Origin of the sequence: Nitrincola sp. A-D6 (assembly GCF_000764495.1) — a bacterium.
GTDB lineage: Bacteria > Pseudomonadota > Gammaproteobacteria > Pseudomonadales > Balneatricaceae > Nitrincola.
Genome location: NZ_JRLB01000104.1, coordinates 1 through 16627 on the forward strand (window position 1 = coordinate 1; position 16627 = coordinate 16627).

The following is a 16627-nucleotide window of genomic DNA, read 5'->3' on the forward strand; positions in this document are numbered from 1 at the left end:
AGGGTGGTCGTCATACGCCATTCTTTAAAGGCTACCGTCCACAGTTCTACTTCCGTACCACAGACATCACTGGCGCGTGTGAACTGCCAGAAGGTGTTGAGATGGTAATGCCGGGCGACAACGTGCAGATGACTGTTACGCTGATCAACCCGATTGCAATGGAAGAAGGCCTGCGCTTTGCGATCCGCGAAGGCGGTCGTACAGTGGGTGCGGGTGTTGTTGCGAAAATTCTTGACTAAGTTTTAGTCATTCTAAAAACCCTCTACGGAGGGTTTTTTTATGTACAGGATGTACGGTATGCCGCGGGCGCATGGATGCGCAGGAGCGGCGATGTAACATTGAAAATGTGGTTGGTTAAAAACTATACCGTTGGGCTTGAACTCAAGGCGCGGTATAAGTATAATTTGCGTCCCCTCATGTAAGGGGAGGTCGGCTATTGCCGTAATAAAATTAACAGGAAATGCGTGATCAGAATGCAGAACCAAAAAATCAGAATTCGTCTGAAGGCTTTTGATCATCGCCTGATCGACTCATCCGCGCAGGAGATTGTTGAAACTGCGAAACGGACGGGCGCACAGGTGCATGGTCCGATCCCACTTCCTACTCGCAAAGAGCGTTTTACCATACTGGTTTCACCTCACGTGAACAAAGATGCACGTGATCAATATGAAATCCGTACGCATAAACGTGTTCTGGACATCGTCGAGCCAACTGAAAAAACAGTTGATGCTTTGATGAAGCTGGATCTCGCTGCGGGTGTAGAAGTGCAGATCAGCCTGGGCTAAACAAGCTGCGCAGAATTAATTAACATTTAATGAAGCGCTATTTGAGGAATGCTCTGTAATGGGCGGCCATAGTGGGTTACAGCCCCGTACTCAACTGGCAAGAGGTATTAAAATGTCTGTAGGACTTATCGGACGTAAAGCGGGCATGACCCGTATCTTCACAGAAGATGGCGTGTCCGTGCCAGTCACTGTCATCGAGGTGGATCCGAACCGCGTGACATGCGTCAAAACCGTTGAAACTGACGGTTACGCTGCTATTCAGGTGACAACCGGTGCTAAGAAGGCTAATCGCCTGACTAAGCCGGCAGCCGGAAACTTTGCGAAAGCAGGGGTAGAAGCAGGTCGCGGTTTGTGGGAGTTCCGTCTCTCCGGTGATGAAGAAATCAACGTTGGCGATGCGCTAACGGTTGAGCGCTTCGAAGCAGGTCAGAAAATCGATGTGACCGGTCGTAGTAAGGGTAAGGGTTTTCAGGGTGGAGTTAAGCGCTGGAATTTCCGAACTCAGGATGCGACACACGGTAACTCGCTTTCTCACCGTGCTCCGGGCTCCATAGGTCAGTGTCAGACTCCGGGGCGTGTGTTCAAGGGCAAAAAGATGGCAGGTCACATGGGTGATGAGCGTTGCACAGTACAAACTCTTGAAGTTGTGCGTGTAGACGCTGAGCGTAACCTGCTGCTGGTTAAGGGCGCCATTCCTGGTGCAACCGGCGGTGACGTCATCGTTAAACCTGCTGTAAAAGCACGCGGCTGAAGGGGTTAACATGAATATAAATCTGACAGGAGCCAACGGTTCGGTCGAAGTATCCGAACTGATATTTGGCAAAGAGTTTAATGAGTCTCTGGTTCACCAGGTGGTAACTGCCTATATGGCAGGTGGCCGTCAGGGTACCAAAGCACAGAAAAATCGTTCCGCAGTATCCGGCGGTGGCGCTAAGCCATTCCGTCAGAAAGGAACAGGTCGTGCCCGTGCGGGTACTATCCGTTCGCCGCTGTGGCGCTCCGGTGGTGTTACTTTCGCCGCAAGTCCACGTGACTTCTCGCAGAAAGTAAACAAGAAGATGTATCGCGCTGCCATGCGTTGCATCCTTTCTGAGCTGGTTCGACAGGATCGTTTGGTTGTTGTTGAAGGTTTCCAGATGGAAGTGCCTAAGACCAAACAGTTCATTGCAAAAATGCAAGAGCTTGAGCTCAGCAATGCACTGGTGATCACTGAAGAAGTTGAAGTCAATCTGTATCTGGCTGCACGAAATGTTCCGCACGTTGATGTGCGTGACGTAGCGGCTATCGATCCGGTCAGTCTGATCGGTTTCGATAAAGTCGTTGTTACAGCTGCTGCTCTGAATAAAATCAATGAGGTGCTGGCATGAATCCGGAACGCATTTTTAAAGTGTTGTTGGGTCCGCACATCTCTGAGAAAGCAACTATTGTTGCTGACGGATCACAGCAGGTCGTATTTCGGGTGGCACCAGATGCTACTAAGCCTGAAATCAAAAGAGCCGTTGAAGAGCTGTTCAATGTAAAAGTTGACGGCGTCAATGTACTGAACGTCAAAGGCAAAACCAAGCGCACTGCGCGTGGTTTGGGTAAACGAAATGATGTTCGTAAGGCCTATGTTCGTTTGGCTGATGGCTCTGAAATTGATTTCATGGCTGGCGAATAAGAAGGGGTTAGATCATGGCAATCGTTAAATCAAAGCCGACCTCTGCCGGACGTCGTCATGTCGTTAAGGTAGTCAGCGCTGACCTGCATAAGGGTAAGCCTTTCGCCGCACTGGTCGAAAAGAAAAGCAAAACCGGCGGTCGTAACAATAATGGTCGTATCACTACCCGTCATATCGGTGGTGGCCACAAGCATCATTATCGTATCGTCGACTTCCGTCGCAATAAGGATGGTATTCAGGGCACTGTAGAGCGCATTGAGTATGATCCTAACCGTACTGCGCACATCGCCTTGGTTATGTATGCCGATGGTGAGCGTCGTTACATCATTGCACCGAAAGGTCTGCAGGCGGGATCTAAAGTAGTATCAGGTGAAGCTGTCGATATTAAAGTTGGCAACACCATGACACTGCGTAATATCCCACTGGGTAGTACCGTACACTGTATCGAACTGAAGCCTGGAAAAGGCGCTCAGATGGCACGTTCTGCGGGTGCTTCTGCACAGCTGGTCGCGCGTGAAGGGGCTTATGCCACTCTGCGTCTGCGTTCTGGTGAAGTGCGTAAAGTGCTTGTTGATTGTCGCGCCACACTGGGTGAAGTCAGCAACTCCGAGCATTCCCTGCGTCAGCTGGGTAAAGCCGGTGCTAAACGCTGGCGTGGTGTGCGCCCGACAGTTCGCGGTGTAGCAATGAACCCGGTCGATCACCCTCATGGTGGTGGTGAAGGTCGTACCTCTGGTGGCCGTCATCCGGTCTCTCCATGGGGCGTCCCGACTAAAGGTCATAAAACTCGCAAGAACAAGCGTACCAATAAACTTATCGTACGCCGTCGTAGCGCTAAATAAGGGGATACAGCTGTGCCACGTTCACTGAAGAAAGGTCCATTTATCGACCTTCACCTGTTGAAGAAGGTAGAGGCTGCAATTGAAGCAAATGAAAAACGTCCGATCAAAACCTGGTCGCGTCGTTCCACGATTTTTCCGAATTTTGTGGGTTTGACAATTGCAGTACATAACGGCCGCCAGCACGTTCCAGTGTTTGTCACTGAGGACATGGTCGGTCATAAATTAGGTGAGTTTGCTGCTACACGTACATTCCGCGGTCATGCAGCCGACAAGAAGGCCAAGAAGAAGTAAGGGAGGATAGATGATGGAAATAGTCGCCAAACATATCGGCGCCCGCATCTCCGCCCAGAAGGCCCGTCTGGTCGCAGATCAGATCCGTGGTAAATCTGTGGGCGAAGCTCTGGATATCCTGACGTTCAGCAATAAGAAAGGTGCTGATCTGGTCAAGAAGGTGCTCGACTCCGCTATAGCAAATGCTGAGCATAACGAAGGTGCTGACGTGGACGAGTTGCGCGTTTCTGCTATCTTCGTTGACGAAGGTATGACCATGAAACGCATTCGGCCACGTGCAAAGGGTCGCGCAGACAGAGTTCTGAAGCGCACCGCACACATCACTGTAAAAGTGGCTGACTAAGAAGCTGACGGCTAGGAGATTTCGAAATGGGTCAGAAAGTTAACCCAACCGGTATACGTCTCGGCATCGTCAAAGACCACACTTCGGTGTGGTACGCTGACAAGTCAGACTATGCTGTTAAGCTGCTGAATGATCTCAAGGTGCGTAGCTACCTTGAGCAGAAGCTTAAGAATGCGTCTGTAAGTCGCATAGATATTGAACGTCCGGCTCAGAACGCTAAAATCACCATCCACACAGCCCGTCCCGGTATCGTGATCGGCAAAAAGGGTGAAGATGTTGAAGTACTGCGTTCTACGGTTTCTGAGATGATGGGTGTGCCTGTGCACATCAACATTGAAGAAGTTCGTAAGCCAGACCTAGATGCCAAACTGGTTGCGCAAAGCGTTGCCAGTCAGTTGGAACGCCGTGTTATGTTCCGTCGCGCTATGAAGCGTGCGGTGCAGAACTCCATGCGTGTCGGCGCTAAGGGTATCAAAATTCAGGTTGGCGGTCGTCTTGGCGGTGCCGAGATTGCACGTACTGAGTGGTATCGTGAAGGTCGTGTACCTTTGCATACGCTGCGTGCGGACATTGACTACGCAACCTACGAGGCGCACACAACATATGGTGTGATTGGCGTTAAAGTCTGGGTCTTCAAGGGTGAAGTGCTCGGTGGTATCGAACAGGTACGTGCCGAGAAGAACGCTCCCAAGAAGAAAGGAACTAAGTGAGGTAAACGTCAATGCTGCAACCAAAACGACTTAAGTACCGCAAGGTGATGAAAGGCCGTAACCGCGGCCTGGCGCAGCGTGGCAGCAAGGTCAGCTTTGGTGAGTACGCGCTGAAAGCGACCGGTCGCGGTCGTATAACAGCGCGTCAGATCGAAGCGGCTCGTCGTACCATGACGCGTCATGTAAAGCGTGGTGGTAAGATCTGGATCCGGGTGTTCCCGGATAAGCCGATCACGACCAAGCCCCTTGAAGTACGTATGGGTAAAGGTAAGGGTAACGTAGAATACTGGGTTGCACAGATCCAGCCAGGTAAGGTGCTGTTTGAAATCAGCGGTGTCAGCGAACAGCTGGTATCTGAAGCCTTCGCTCTGGCTGCTGCAAAGCTGCCTGTAACTACAACCATAGTTAAACGGACGGTGATGTAATGAAAGCGACTGAACTGCGTGAACAGACTGCAGAGGAGCTTCAGCAGACGCTGCTGGGTCTTCTGAAAGACCAGTTTAATCTGCGCATGCAAAAAGCGACCGGTCAGCTGGCTCAAAATCACCTTTTAGGCCAGGTACGTCGCGATATTGCTCGCGTCAAAACTGTTCTTAAGCAAAAGGCAGGTGCATAAATGAGCGCAGAAAAACGTATTCGTACTGTGACCGGTAAGGTCGTCAGTGACAAGATGGATAAAACCATCACGGTGCTGGTAGAGCGCAAAGAAAAACACCCGATTTACGGTAAGTTTGTTCGTCGCTCCACCAAGCTGCATGCTCACGATGCTGATAATGCTTGCCGTATCGGTGATCTGGTAACGATTCAGGAGTCACGTCCTTTATCCAAATCCAAGACATGGGTACTGGTTCAAATTGAAGAACAGGCAAATAAAGCGTTAATGGCAGTTGAAGAGCCTGCCGCAGAGGTGTAAACTTATGCGCCTTTGCTCCATTACTCCGGCTGTCATTGGACGGCTGGTATAACAGTTTTGTGGGGTAGACCATGATTCAGACTGAATCGATGCTTGATGTCGCTGATAACAGCGGTGCCAAGCGAGTACAGTGTATTAAGGTCCTGGGCGGTTCTCACCGTCGCTACGCCGGTGTTGGTGATATCATCAAGGTCACCGTTAAGGAAGCAATTCCGCGTGGTAAGGTGAAGAAAGGTCAGGTTCTTAAAGCTGTCGTAGTACGTACCCGTAAAGGTGTCCGTCGTCCGGATGGTTCCATCATCCGTTTCGATGTTAATTCAGCAGTTCTGCTGAATAACAACGGTGCTCCTATCGGTACGCGTATCTTCGGCCCAGTAACGCGTGAACTTCGTACTGAGAAGTTCATGAAGATCATTTCCCTGGCGCCTGAAGTGCTCTGAGTTAACTGCTTTTTAAGCTAGTTGATTCGAAAACGCCATTCCCGAAAGGGCTTGGCGTTTTTGAGCATGAGAGGGTAGTAGGAAAGGAAGGTAACTAATGCGTAAAATTCGTCGCGACGATGAAGTCATCGTGATCGCAGGTAAAGATAAAGGCAAGCGTGGCAAAGTTATGCGCGTTCTGTCTGACGACCGCCTGATCGTATCCGGCATTAACATGATCAAAAAGCATGTTAAACCGAACCCGATGTTAGGTCAGCAGGGTGGCATATTGGAAAAAGAAGCGGCTTTGGCTGTTTCAAATGTCGCCATTTTTAATCCTGCTACCGGCAAAGGTGATCGTGTAGGCTTCAGAAAGCTTGAAGACGGCACCAAGGTACGCTTCTACAAGTCTAACGGCGAAATCGTCGTTGGCGATAAGTAAGAGAGGTTGGTGCAATGTCTAGATTAAAAGCGCTGTACGAAAGCGAACTGAAGCTTAAGCTTAAAGAAGAGTTGAATAGCCCGAACATCATGGCTGTTCCACGTGTCAGCAAAATCACCCTGAATATGGGTGTTGGTGAAGCTCTTGGCGACAAGAAACAGCTTGAAAATGCTGTGGCCGATATGATTGCGATTGCGGGTCAGAAGCCAGTTGTTACCAAAGCACGTAAATCCATTGCGGGCTTTAAAGTCCGTGAAGGCTGGCCGATCGGTTGTAAAGTGACCCTGCGCGGAGAGCGTATGTGGGAATTTCTCGATCGTCTGGTTGATGTTTCTATCCCCCGTATCAGGGACTTCCGTGGTTTGAACCCGAAGTCATTTGACGGACGCGGAAACTACAGCATGGGTGTGAAAGAGCAGATCATTTTCCCGGAAATCGACTATGACAAGGTTGATAAGCTGCGTGGTCTGGATATCACGATCACCACTACAGCCCAGTCAAACGACGAAGGCCGTGCACTGCTGGAAGCCCTGCAGTTCCCGTTCCGTAAATAATCAGGGGTAGAACAATGGCTAAAGTATCTATGAAAAACCGTGAGGCAAAGCGTGAAAAGCTGGCTGCAAAATATGCAGTTAAGCGCGCTGAGCTGAAGGCACTCATTGTAAATCCTGAAAGCTCGGAAGATGAGCGTTGGGATGCACAGGTTGCTTTGCAAAAGCTGCCACGTGATGCCAGTCCGGTTCGTCAGCGCCGCCGCTGTCAGATTACAGGTCGTCCACACGGTGTATACCGTAAGTTCGGCCTTTCACGCATTAAGTTGCGTGAAGCTGCGATGCGTGGTGACGTACCAGGTCTAACGAAAGCAAGCTGGTAAGGCTTGTTAAAGGTAAGCTCAGTGGACAGGGCAGGAGTTTTTTCCTGCTACCGCACTGCGCTGCACAACTGAGGAAATAAGCATGAGTATGCAAGATACCCTCGCGGACATGTTTACCCGTATCCGCAACGGTAATATGGCTGAAAAGCCTGCTGTCACCATGCCATCTTCAAAGCACAAGCTGGCTATTGCCAAGGTGCTGAAAGAGGAAGGCTATATCACTGACTACAGTGTGGAAGGTGAAAGCAAGCCGGTACTGACTATCGAGTTGAAATACTTCGAAGGCAGACCGGTAATTGAAGAGATTAAGCGTGTCAGTAAGCCGAGCTTACGTATATACCGTCACGTTGCTAAGCTGCCCAAAGTCTCTGATGGTCTTGGTGTAGCAATTATCTCTACCAGTAAAGGTGTCATGACCGATCGCGCTGCACGTCAAGCCGGTATCGGTGGTGAAGTCATCTGTACGGTATTCTAAGGGGAGTTCTGATGTCACGTATAGCAAAGAATCCCGTTGTCGTACCTGCAGGTGTTGAGGTAAAAATCCAGGGGCAGCAGGTTGCTGTCAAGGGTAGCAACGGTCAGTTAAGTCTGGAAGTGCATCCTTCAGTGGGTGTTGAACTGAATGAAGGCAAAGTTGTATTTGTAGCCCGTGATGGCGGCAAACAGTCTATTGCGCTATCCGGTACAACGCGTGCTCTGGTCAATAACATGGTCACAGGTGTCAGCACTGGTTTCAGAAAACCATGCAGCTGATCGGTGTCGGTTACCGTGCCGCCGTTAAAGGCGACGTTGTTAACCTGACACTGGGTTTTTCACACCCGATCGATTACCAACTGCCTGCTGGCGTAAAAGCTGAAACTCCAAATAACACCACTATTATCCTGTCTGGTGCTGACAAGCAACAGGTCGGTCAGGTAGCTGCTGAAATACGCGCTTTCCGTCCGCCTGAGCCATACAAAGGTAAAGGGGTTCGTTATGTGGATGAGTATGTACGCCGCAAAGAGGCTAAGAAGAAGTAAGGCTGGGTCATGAACGAAAAAAATCAAGCTCGAATTCGTCGTGCGCGCCGCTCTCGCCTTAAAATGCGTGAACTGGGTGCTGTACGCCTGTGCGTTAACCGCACACCTCGTCATATCTATGCGCAGATTATTTCCGCTGACGGCTCAACTGTTCTTGCCTCTGCATCAACTGTTGAGAAGGACCTGCGCAGTGGTGTAACCGGTAATGTTGAAGCCGCCAAGAAAGTGGGTGCAATGATCGCAGATCGTGCCAAAGCAGCGGGTGTTTCGCAGGTGGCGTTTGATCGCTCCGGTTATAAATATCATGGCAGAGTCCAGGCTCTGGCTGATGCGGCCCGCGAAGGCGGACTGGAATTCTAAAGGTTTCTTAATATGGCAAATCACGAACAGAAAGACGGTGAACTCCAGGAGAGACTGGTCCAGGTAAACCGTGTAGCCAAAGTTGTGAAAGGTGGCCGTATCTTCGGTTTCACAGCGCTTACAGTTGTCGGTGACGGCAATGGCCGTATCGGCTTCGGCCGTGGTAAAGCGCGCGAAGTACCTGTTGCAATTCAAAAAGCAATGGAGCAAGCGCGCCGTAACATGGTCAGCGTTTCACTGAATGCTCACACACTGCAGTACCCAGTTAAAGCGCAGCATGGTGCGTCACGCGTATACATGCAGCCTGCATCTGAAGGTACCGGTATCATTGCCGGTGGCGCGATGCGTGCAGTACTGGAACTGGCAGGCGTGCAGAACGTACTGGCTAAGTGCTACGGTTCTACTAACCCGGTCAACGTGGTGCGTGCAACAGTTAAAGGTCTGTCTTCTATGAAGTCACCTGACGACGTTGCTGCAAAGCGTGGTAAATCCGTTGAAGAGATCCTGGGGAACTAAATGATGGCTAACACTATTAAAGTTACCCTGACGCGCAGCACCATCGGCACTTTGCCGAAGCATAAGCTGTGTGTGAAGGGTCTTGGGCTGCGCCGTATAGGTCACGTTGTAGAAGTGGAAGACACTCCTGCAGTGCGCGGTATGATCAATAAAGTCAACTACATGGTTCATGTAGTTGGTGAATAAAGGGAGTCACCCAATGCGTCTAAATACATTGCGCCCGGGTGCCGGTTCCAAACAGGCTCCTAAGCGTGTTGGTCGTGGTATCGGCTCCGGTCTGGGTAAAACTTGTGGCCGTGGTCACAAGGGTCTTAAATCCCGCTCCGGCGGAAGCGTGAATCCAGGTTTTGAAGGTGGTCAGATGCCTATCCAGCGTCGTCTGCCAAAATTTGGTTTCACATCACGTAAGTCGCGTTATGTTGCGGAAATTCGTCTTGGCGAAATCGGCAAGATCACTGCTGACGTGGTAGATCTCGAAGCGTTAAAAAATGCTGACATCATTCGCGATGAAATCAAAGTTGCGCGTGTAATCCTGTCAGGTGAAATCACTAAGCCTGTCACTGTTAAAGGTCTTAAAGTGACCAAAGGTGCTCAGGCGGCGATTGAAGCTGCTGGCGGTAAAGTCGAGGCGTAAATGGCTAAGCTAGGACAAACACCGGCAAGACAAAACGGACTGGGCGAGCTCTGGGCTCGCCTGCGTTTCGTTCTGATAGCGATCATTGTATACCGTATCGGTGCGCATATTCCTGTGCCCGGTATTAACCCTGATCGGCTTGCTGCTCTGTTCGAACAAAATTCTGGAACCATTCTGAGTTTGTTCAACATGTTTTCAGGTGGTGCACTCGAGCGTATGAGTATTCTTGCGCTGGGTGTTATGCCGTATATTTCTGCATCGATCATAATGCAGTTGATGACGGCAGTGAGTCCACATCTGGAGCAGCTGAAGAAGGAAGGAGAAGCGGGGCGTCGCAAAATCAACCAGTACACGCGGTATGGTACGGTTATATTGGCGACAATCCAGGCATTTGGTATGTCAGTCGGCCTTGCCAGTCAAGGCGTGGCGTTTGCTGCTGATGCCAGCTTCTACTTTGTCGCGGTCGTAACCTTTGTTGCGGGTGCGGTTTTCCTGATGTGGTTGGGCGAGCAGGTGACAGAACGTGGAATCGGCAATGGTATATCCATTCTGATCTTTTCCGGTATTGTTGCAGGTCTTCCTGGCGCTATTGGTCAGTCTTTTGAGGCTGCACGTCAGGGTGATCTGAATATTCTGGCTCTGCTGTTGATCGCTGTTCTGGCTATGGCGACCGTGGCGTTTGTGGTGTTTATGGAGCGCGGTCAACGCCGCATAACCATTAACTACGCAAAACGCCAACAAGGTCGCCGTGTTTATGCAGCACAAAGCAGTCATTTGCCGCTGAAAGTGAATATGGCGGGTGTAATCCCTCCTATCTTTGCTTCCAGTATTCTGTTGTTCCCTGCCTCTATGGGGCAGTGGTTCGGACAGAGCGAAGGCCTTGATTGGTTGCAGGATATGGCTCTGGCGTTAGGTCCGGGTCAGCCGCTGCACATACTATTGTTCGGCATTGCAATTGTGTTCTTCTGTTACTTCTACACGGCGCTTATGTTTAATCCGCGCGAAGTGGCAGATAACCTGAAAAAGTCTGGTGCATTCATCCCCGGAATCAGACCCGGTGAACAATCCGCCCGCTATATCGATACTGTACTGTCGCGACTGACTTTGTTTGGCGCACTGTACATAACAGCTGTATCACTGATGCCACAGTTTCTGGTTGTGGCGTGGAACATACCGTTCTACTTTGGTGGTACTTCATTGTTGATCGTAGTGGTGGTTGTGATGGATTTCATGGCACAGGTGCAGTCGCATCTTATGTCCCATCAATATGAATCACTTATGAAAAAATCGAATCTTAAAGGTGGCGCAGGTTCACTGCGTTAATCCTGTTAGAGGTGGATCATGAAAGTACGCGCGTCTGTTAAAAAGATTTGCCGTAATTGCAAGATCGTACGTCGCAACGGTTCCGTGCGCGTGATCTGTAAAGTGGAACCCCGTCACAAACAGCGCCAGGGTTAACCACAAAATAAAAGCCGTGGAGGCGTCCGACTTGATTTATTTTTGATCAGGTTGTAGAATTGCGCGCCTTCCACGAATGATGAATGATTTGTCTCTGCGTGAAGCAGAGCCTTAATATGGAGTAGATTGAATGGCCCGTATAGCTGGCGTCAATATTCCTGACCATAAGCATGCGGTAATTTCTCTGACTTACATTTATGGGATTGGCCGCACTACTGCTCAGCAGATTTGTGCTGCAGTAGGCATAGTGCCAACGGTCAAGATCGGTGAGCTGTCTGAAGAGCAGCTCGATAATGTTCGTGGTGAAATTACTAAGTTGACAGTCGAAGGTGATCTTCGTCGTGAAGTCAACATGAACATCAAGCGTCTGATGGATCTTGGTTGTTACCGTGGTCTGCGTCACCGTCGTAACCTACCGGTTCGTGGTCAACGCAGCAAAACGAATGCGCGTACTCGTAAAGGGCCGCGTAAGCCGATCCGTAAGTAAGCGATAGGAATTCCCGAATATGGCTAAGCCAGGTAATCGCACACGTAAAAAGGTTAAAAAGCAGGTAGCGGATGGGCTAGCGCACATCCACGCCTCTTTTAACAACACAATTGTCACCATTACCGATCGTCAAGGGAATGCACTTTCCTGGGCGACTTCTGGTGGTTCTGGTTTCCGCGGCTCACGTAAGAGCACGCCTTTTGCAGCCCAGGTTGCTGCTGAGCGTGCCGGTACAGCAGCCCTGGAGTACGGACTTAAAAATCTCGACGTGTTTGTAAAAGGACCGGGGCCCGGTCGTGAGTCTGCTGTTCGTGCATTGAACGGTTGTGGCTACAAAATTACAAATATCACTGATGTGACGCCTATTCCGCATAACGGATGTCGTCCACCGAAGAAACGTCGTGTTTAATCAGGAGACGGTATAATGGCTCGTTATCTTGGACCAACGTGCAAGCTGTCACGTCGTGAGGGCACAGATCTCTTTTTGAAGAGTGGTGTTCGCGCGCTGGATAGTAAGTGCAAAGCAGAAGTTGTTCCCGGTGTGCATGGTGCACGTCGTGGTCGTCTCTCAGAGTATGGCCTGCAGCTTCGTGAAAAACAGAAAGTACGTCGTACCTACGGTGTGCTGGAACGTCAGTTCCGTGGATATTACAAAGAAGCCGCTCGCCGTAAAGGCGCTACAGGTGAAGTCCTGTTGCAGCTTCTTGAAGGTCGTCTGGACAATGTTGTTTACCGCATGGGCTTCGGCTCTACACGTGCCGAAGCACGTCAGGTGGTATCTCACCGTCAGATTACTGTGAATGGACAGGTTGTAAACATCCCGTCTTTCCAGGTTAGCGTTGGCGACAAAATTGCAGTACGTGAAAAGTCCAAAACTCAGTTGCGTATCAAACACGCACTGGATCTGGCTGGACAACGTGCTCCTGTTGAATGGATTGAGGTTGATTCTGCGAAAATGGAAGGTGAGTTTAAAGCACTTCCAGAACGCAGTGAACTGGCTCAAGACATCAACGAACATTTGATCGTCGAGCTTTACTCGAAGTAATTCTTGAACTCTTGACTGGTGATACTATGCAGCGTTCTGTAAACGAGTTTCTTAGTCCACGTCATATTGACGTACAGGAAATCAGCAAAACTCGCGCCAAAGTTACTCTGGAGCCGCTTGAACGCGGCTTCGGACACACGCTTGGCAATGCGCTGCGCCGTATTTTGCTCTCTTCAATGCCTGGCTGTGCTGTAAGCGAAGTCGAAATCGACGGCGTGTTACATGAATACAGCAGCATTGAAGGGGTTCAGGAGGATGTCATTGAGATCCTCCTGAATCTCAAAGGTGTTGCCTTTACTCTGCATAACGCAGATGAGGCCATACTGACGCTGAGCAAATCTGAAGCAGGCGTAGTAACCGCAGCGGATATACAGCTGACACAGGATGTTGAGATTGCAAATCCCGATCACGTGATTGCACATCTCAATGCCAGTAACAGCCTGAATATTCAACTCAAGGTAACGCGTGGACGTGGATACATTCCAGCAGACTCGCGTATGCTTGATGAAGATGAAAACCGTACTATCGGCCGCCTGTTACTGGATGCCAGTTACAGCCCGGTACTACGTGTTTCCTATCAGGTGGAAAGTGCGCGTGTTGAACAGCGTACCGACCTTGATAAACTGATAATTGATATTGAATCTAACGGGACAATCGACCCAGAAGAATGTATCCGCCGTGCGGCAACCATTCTTCATGAGCAGTTGGCCGTCTTTGTGGATCTTAAAGATGCCAGCCAGCAGTCGCGTACAGAAACTGACGATCCTGAGATCGATCCGGTGCTGTTACGTCCGGTTGATGATCTTGAACTGACAGTGCGCTCTGCAAACTGTCTTAAAGCAGAACAGATCTACTATATCGGTGACCTGATTCAGCGCACCGAAGTTGAACTGTTGAAGACTCCTAACCTGGGTAAGAAGTCGCTGACGGAAATCAAGGATGTACTGGCCTCTAAAGGGCTGTCACTTGGTATGCGTCTAGAGAACTGGCCACCAGCCAGCCTCAAAAATGACGAAAAAGCGGCATCCTGAGTTAGCCTTCTGACACTAAGTTGTTAAGGATTTTGAAAAATGCGTCATCGTAAATCAGGTCGACACTTAAATCGTACAAGTGCTCACCGCAAAGCGATGTTCAAGAATATGGCTGTGTCTTTGTTCGAACATGAACTGATCAAGACAACCTTGCCAAAAGCTAAAGAACTGCGCCGTGTGGCTGAACCACTTATTACATTAGCTAAAATTGACAGTGTGGCTAACCGTCGTCTGGCATTTTCCCGTACTCGCTGTGATGCGGCTGTGGGTAAACTGTTTGGTGAACTTGGTCCACGTTATGCTAACCGTCCGGGTGGCTACATTCGTATTTTGAAATGTGGTTTCCGTAGCGGTGATAATGCACCTATGGCTTATGTAGAGCTGGTTGATCGTCCCGCTTCTTCTGTAGCAGTTGAAGATAGCAGCGAAGATTGATTCGCTTTGAGTTATTAAAAACCCGGCAATAGCCGGGTTTTTTGTTTGCAGAGACATTCGCCCGGAGACCGGGCTCCCACACAAAGGGTTCGATATTGTGTAGGAGCCCGATCTCCGGGCGATTGCTTTTCGCTCGCGGAGCGAGCTCCCACAGGTAGAGATTACCCACATATTGTAGGAGCCCGCTCTGCGGGCGATTTTTGTACAGGATGTAGGGTCAGAAAAGCATGTCACCTTGGTCTAGTCGAATAATGACTCGAGTACACGATTGCCTGATTCGCCCGGAGCACTGGCACGTCTAGGAACTGAATCTTCAGTAAAATACTCACTGATTGCATCAGATTGACCATTATAAGCCTGTAAACCGCTGGTTGGATCTATGCGTACCTGGACAACACTATCGGGACGCTGCGGTGCAGATTCTGCTTTGTCCTGCAGGGCTGTGCGCATAAAGTCAATCCAAATGGGTAATGCCGCCGTGCCGCCGTATTCACTACGTCCAAGTGGGGCTGGCTGATCAAAACCCACCCATGCTGTCGCTACCAAATCACGATTGTAACCCGAAAACCATGCATCTATTTGCTGATTGGTCGTGCCGGTTTTACCTGCCAAATCATTTCTTTCTAAAACTTGGGCCCGACGTCCTGTACCCCGACGAATAACATCGGCAAGAATGTCATTAATAATAAAGGCTGTTGATGCTTCGATAATACGGTAGTCTTCGGGTTCACTGTGATTAAGGCGTGTATTGGTGGCTTTGAATGCGTCTCCGGCATTATCGGGGAGCTGTATCGGTAGGCCGTTAACATCGACTTCATCAATATACCAGGCGAAACCAAGTATCCTCCATTGGCAAACGTAGCATAGCCGGTATTGATCTGAATGGGTGTGGCATCGGCACTACCCAGTGCTAAGGACAAGTTAGCTGGCGTGCGTTGCGGATCAAATCCGAATTTAAGAATATGCTGGTGTGCCGTATTTACACCCACGTCACGCATTAATCGAATTGAAACCAGGTTTTTTGATCGATATAGCGCTTCGCGCAGACGTATCGGGCCTTCAAAGTCGCGGGAGTGATTTTCAGGGCGCCACTCACCAGCCAGGCTCACATCATGGATAACAATAGGAGAGTCGTTGATAACACTGGCAGCGGTATAGTTGTTCTCTAAGGCTACTGCGTATAAAAAAGGCTTGAATGTTGAGCCTGGCTGGCGGAAAGCTTGTGTCACCCGGTTAAATTTATTGTGAGTAAAGCTGAAGCCACCGGACAGGGCGCGAATGGCGCCCGTATCCGATTCCATTGCTATCACTCCACCCTGAACCCGTGGAAGTTGTGTTAGGTGCCAGGTGTAATCATCATGAGGTGCTACACGGATAATATCCCCGGCTGTGAGGACATCAGTTGCCGTTTGTGGTGCTGGTCCCATGGCATTTACTGAACGATAGGCTCGTGCCCATTTCATTGCATCCCAACTGAGCTGATGCTCGCTGCCATCACGCAGCATGATGGTGGCTTCCTGCTCGCTGGTATTAATGACCAGGGCTGGGTGCATATTGGCATGTAGTGGATATTCGCCAAGTAATTCAATGCGCGCTTCCGGGCTAAGGTCTGCAAGATCTACCTGCGCTTCAGGCCATGATAGCCATGCCGTTCATGATAGGCGATCAGACCGCTGCGCAATGCGTTATCCGCTGCAGTCTGCATAGAGCTATCCAGGGTGGTGGTTACATTGAACCCATCTGTATACGCTTGCTCACCGTACAAGCGGACCATTTCTGCGCGCACCATTTCTGCTACATAAAAGGCGGACAGTTCAATATCGGCTTGATGATAGCGTGCGACCTCAGGCTCCTGAACGGCCGAGTCATATTCTACATCATCTATATAACCCAGGCTGAGCATACGTCCGAGAATCCAGTTGCGTCGCTCAATGGAGCGCTGGGGATTCCTGACAGGGTTGTTGGCTGATGGAGCTTTGGGAAGGCCGGCAATTGTGGCCATCTGACCAAGACTAAGTTCACTGATATCCTTGCCATAATAAATGTTGGCGGCAGCTTGTACGCCATACGCCCGCTGTCCGAGATAAATTTTGTTTACATAGAGTTCCAGTATTTCTTCTTTACTAAGCACTTGTTCAATTCTTAGTGAGAGTATAATTTCATTAAATTTACGCACGAAGGTGCGTTCTGGTGACAGAAAGAAGTTTTTCGCCACCTGCATGGTAATGGTAGATCCGCCTGATTGAATTTCGCCGCTTGAAATCAGTTCAAACGCCGCTCTACTCAGTCCCTTAATATCGATACCTGAATGCTCATAAAAGCGGCTGTCTTCTGCTGCCAGAATGGCATGGCGTAACGTATCA

Annotated in this window: 30 protein-coding genes and 2 pseudogenes; 29 read left to right on the top strand and 3 right to left on the bottom strand. The window is 49.8% G+C overall.

Going from position 1 to position 16627, the window contains the following annotated elements:
* The 29 genes and pseudogenes from tuf to rplQ form a co-directional block, all read left to right on the top strand.
* Nucleotides 1-239, top strand: a pseudogene (gene tuf, locus LH51_RS16745) (elongation factor Tu); the annotation flags it as partial.
* A gap of 234 nt (nt 240-473) precedes the next feature.
* Nucleotides 474-785 carry a 30S ribosomal protein S10 gene (gene rpsJ, locus LH51_RS16750; RefSeq protein ID WP_036524393.1) on the top strand — a complete coding sequence of 104 codons (312 nt, stop codon included), beginning with the start codon at nt 474-476 and terminating at the stop codon, nt 783-785.
* A 112-nt stretch (nt 786-897) separates the two neighbouring features.
* Nucleotides 898-1536, top strand: a complete 639-nt coding sequence (gene rplC / locus LH51_RS16755) for a 50S ribosomal protein L3 (RefSeq protein WP_036524459.1) — start codon at nt 898-900, stop codon at nt 1534-1536.
* 10 nt (nt 1537-1546) lie between these two features.
* The gene (rplD, locus tag LH51_RS16760) at nt 1547-2152 is read left to right on the top strand and encodes a 50S ribosomal protein L4 (protein WP_036524399.1); all 606 of its coding nucleotides are present in this window, start codon (nt 1547-1549) and stop codon (nt 2150-2152) included.
* Complete coding sequence (rplW, locus tag LH51_RS16765; RefSeq protein ID WP_036524402.1) at nt 2149-2445, top strand: 50S ribosomal protein L23; 297 nt, start codon at nt 2149-2151, stop codon at nt 2443-2445. The genes rplD and rplW overlap by 4 nt, the downstream gene beginning before the upstream one ends.
* A 14-nt stretch (nt 2446-2459) precedes the next feature.
* Entirely contained in the window at nt 2460-3287 is an 828-nt protein-coding gene (gene rplB / locus LH51_RS16770) for a 50S ribosomal protein L2 (protein ID WP_036524404.1), read from the top strand.
* A gap of 12 nt (nt 3288-3299) precedes the next feature.
* The gene (gene rpsS, locus LH51_RS16775) at nt 3300-3578 is read left to right on the top strand and encodes a 30S ribosomal protein S19 (RefSeq protein WP_036524409.1); all 279 of its coding nucleotides are present in this window, start codon (nt 3300-3302) and stop codon (nt 3576-3578) included.
* Nucleotides 3579-3591: 13 nt separating this feature from the next.
* Nucleotides 3592-3921 carry a 50S ribosomal protein L22 gene (gene rplV, locus LH51_RS16780; RefSeq protein WP_036524462.1) on the top strand — a complete coding sequence of 110 codons (330 nt, stop codon included), beginning with the start codon at nt 3592-3594 and terminating at the stop codon, nt 3919-3921.
* Nucleotides 3922-3947: 26 nt separating this feature from the next.
* Nucleotides 3948-4631 (top strand): 30S ribosomal protein S3, encoded by a 684-nt coding sequence (gene rpsC / locus LH51_RS16785; RefSeq protein WP_036524412.1) that lies wholly within the window; start codon nt 3948-3950, stop codon nt 4629-4631.
* An 11-nt stretch (nt 4632-4642) separates the two neighbouring features.
* On the top strand, nt 4643-5056 hold the full coding sequence (rplP, locus tag LH51_RS16790) for a 50S ribosomal protein L16 (RefSeq protein ID WP_036524414.1): 414 nt from the start codon (nt 4643-4645) through the stop codon (nt 5054-5056).
* Nucleotides 5056-5247, top strand: a complete 192-nt coding sequence (gene rpmC, locus LH51_RS16795) for a 50S ribosomal protein L29 (protein WP_036524423.1) — start codon at nt 5056-5058, stop codon at nt 5245-5247. The genes rplP and rpmC overlap by 1 nt, the downstream gene beginning before the upstream one ends.
* Nucleotides 5248-5544: a 30S ribosomal protein S17 gene (gene rpsQ, locus LH51_RS16800; protein ID WP_036524425.1), complete on the top strand. Its 297-nt coding sequence runs from the start codon at nt 5248-5250 to the stop codon at nt 5542-5544.
* A gap of 71 nt (nt 5545-5615) precedes the next feature.
* Nucleotides 5616-5984: a 50S ribosomal protein L14 gene (gene rplN, locus LH51_RS16805; RefSeq protein ID WP_036524427.1), complete on the top strand. Its 369-nt coding sequence runs from the start codon at nt 5616-5618 to the stop codon at nt 5982-5984.
* Nucleotides 5985-6081: 97 nt separating this feature from the next.
* Nucleotides 6082-6405, top strand: coding sequence for a 50S ribosomal protein L24 (gene rplX / locus LH51_RS16810; RefSeq protein WP_036524428.1), 324 nt, complete (start codon nt 6082-6084; stop codon nt 6403-6405).
* A 14-nt stretch (nt 6406-6419) separates the two neighbouring features.
* Nucleotides 6420-6959, top strand: a complete 540-nt coding sequence (gene rplE / locus LH51_RS16815; protein ID WP_036524430.1) for a 50S ribosomal protein L5 — start codon at nt 6420-6422, stop codon at nt 6957-6959.
* A 14-nt stretch (nt 6960-6973) separates the two neighbouring features.
* The gene (gene rpsN / locus LH51_RS16820; RefSeq protein ID WP_036524431.1) at nt 6974-7279 is read left to right on the top strand and encodes a 30S ribosomal protein S14; all 306 of its coding nucleotides are present in this window, start codon (nt 6974-6976) and stop codon (nt 7277-7279) included.
* Between the two features lie 82 nt (nt 7280-7361).
* Complete coding sequence (rpsH, locus tag LH51_RS16825; RefSeq protein ID WP_036524434.1) at nt 7362-7754, top strand: 30S ribosomal protein S8; 393 nt, start codon at nt 7362-7364, stop codon at nt 7752-7754.
* An 11-nt stretch (nt 7755-7765) separates the two neighbouring features.
* Nucleotides 7766-8298: pseudogene (rplF, locus tag LH51_RS16830) on the top strand (50S ribosomal protein L6).
* A gap of 9 nt (nt 8299-8307) precedes the next feature.
* The gene (gene rplR, locus LH51_RS16835) at nt 8308-8658 is read left to right on the top strand and encodes a 50S ribosomal protein L18 (RefSeq protein ID WP_036524437.1); all 351 of its coding nucleotides are present in this window, start codon (nt 8308-8310) and stop codon (nt 8656-8658) included.
* A gap of 12 nt (nt 8659-8670) precedes the next feature.
* Nucleotides 8671-9174: a 30S ribosomal protein S5 gene (gene rpsE, locus LH51_RS16840; protein WP_036524438.1), complete on the top strand. Its 504-nt coding sequence runs from the start codon at nt 8671-8673 to the stop codon at nt 9172-9174.
* Between the two features lie 3 nt (nt 9175-9177).
* Nucleotides 9178-9360 (top strand): 50S ribosomal protein L30, encoded by a 183-nt coding sequence (gene rpmD, locus LH51_RS16845; RefSeq protein WP_036524467.1) that lies wholly within the window; start codon nt 9178-9180, stop codon nt 9358-9360.
* A 13-nt stretch (nt 9361-9373) separates the two neighbouring features.
* Complete coding sequence (gene rplO / locus LH51_RS16850) at nt 9374-9808, top strand: 50S ribosomal protein L15 (RefSeq protein ID WP_036524441.1); 435 nt, start codon at nt 9374-9376, stop codon at nt 9806-9808.
* Nucleotides 9809-11131 carry a preprotein translocase subunit SecY gene (secY, locus tag LH51_RS16855; protein ID WP_036524443.1) on the top strand — a complete coding sequence of 441 codons (1323 nt, stop codon included), beginning with the start codon at nt 9809-9811 and terminating at the stop codon, nt 11129-11131. It abuts the gene before it with no gap.
* A gap of 18 nt (nt 11132-11149) precedes the next feature.
* Nucleotides 11150-11266 (top strand): 50S ribosomal protein L36, encoded by a 117-nt coding sequence (rpmJ, locus tag LH51_RS20215; protein ID WP_007021200.1) that lies wholly within the window; start codon nt 11150-11152, stop codon nt 11264-11266.
* Between the two features lie 130 nt (nt 11267-11396).
* Nucleotides 11397-11753, top strand: coding sequence for a 30S ribosomal protein S13 (rpsM, locus tag LH51_RS16860; RefSeq protein WP_036524444.1), 357 nt, complete (start codon nt 11397-11399; stop codon nt 11751-11753).
* A 19-nt stretch (nt 11754-11772) separates the two neighbouring features.
* Nucleotides 11773-12162, top strand: a complete 390-nt coding sequence (gene rpsK, locus LH51_RS16865; protein ID WP_036524450.1) for a 30S ribosomal protein S11 — start codon at nt 11773-11775, stop codon at nt 12160-12162.
* 15 nt (nt 12163-12177) lie between these two features.
* Nucleotides 12178-12798 (top strand): 30S ribosomal protein S4, encoded by a 621-nt coding sequence (rpsD, locus tag LH51_RS16870; RefSeq protein ID WP_036524453.1) that lies wholly within the window; start codon nt 12178-12180, stop codon nt 12796-12798.
* A gap of 26 nt (nt 12799-12824) precedes the next feature.
* Entirely contained in the window at nt 12825-13829 is a 1005-nt protein-coding gene (locus LH51_RS16875; protein ID WP_036524455.1) for a DNA-directed RNA polymerase subunit alpha, read from the top strand.
* 39 nt (nt 13830-13868) lie between these two features.
* Nucleotides 13869-14264: a 50S ribosomal protein L17 gene (gene rplQ, locus LH51_RS16880; RefSeq protein WP_036524457.1), complete on the top strand. Its 396-nt coding sequence runs from the start codon at nt 13869-13871 to the stop codon at nt 14262-14264.
* A gap of 240 nt (nt 14265-14504) precedes the next feature.
* On the opposite strand, the gene LH51_RS19550 is transcribed toward rplQ, so the two are convergent.
* From LH51_RS19550 to LH51_RS20680, 3 genes are all read right to left on the bottom strand, one after another.
* A complete protein-coding gene (locus tag LH51_RS19550; protein WP_052063883.1) occupies nt 14505-14876 on the bottom strand; it encodes a hypothetical protein in 372 nt (123 codons plus the stop codon).
* Nucleotides 14877-14887: 11 nt separating this feature from the next.
* Nucleotides 14888-15853, bottom strand: a complete 966-nt coding sequence (locus LH51_RS20675; protein WP_235263803.1) for a penicillin-binding transpeptidase domain-containing protein — start codon at nt 15851-15853, stop codon at nt 14888-14890.
* A 29-nt stretch (nt 15854-15882) separates the two neighbouring features.
* Nucleotides 15883-16627, bottom strand: a 745-nt coding sequence (locus LH51_RS20680) for a transglycosylase domain-containing protein (protein WP_200882052.1), incomplete at its 5' end; no start/stop codon positions are given.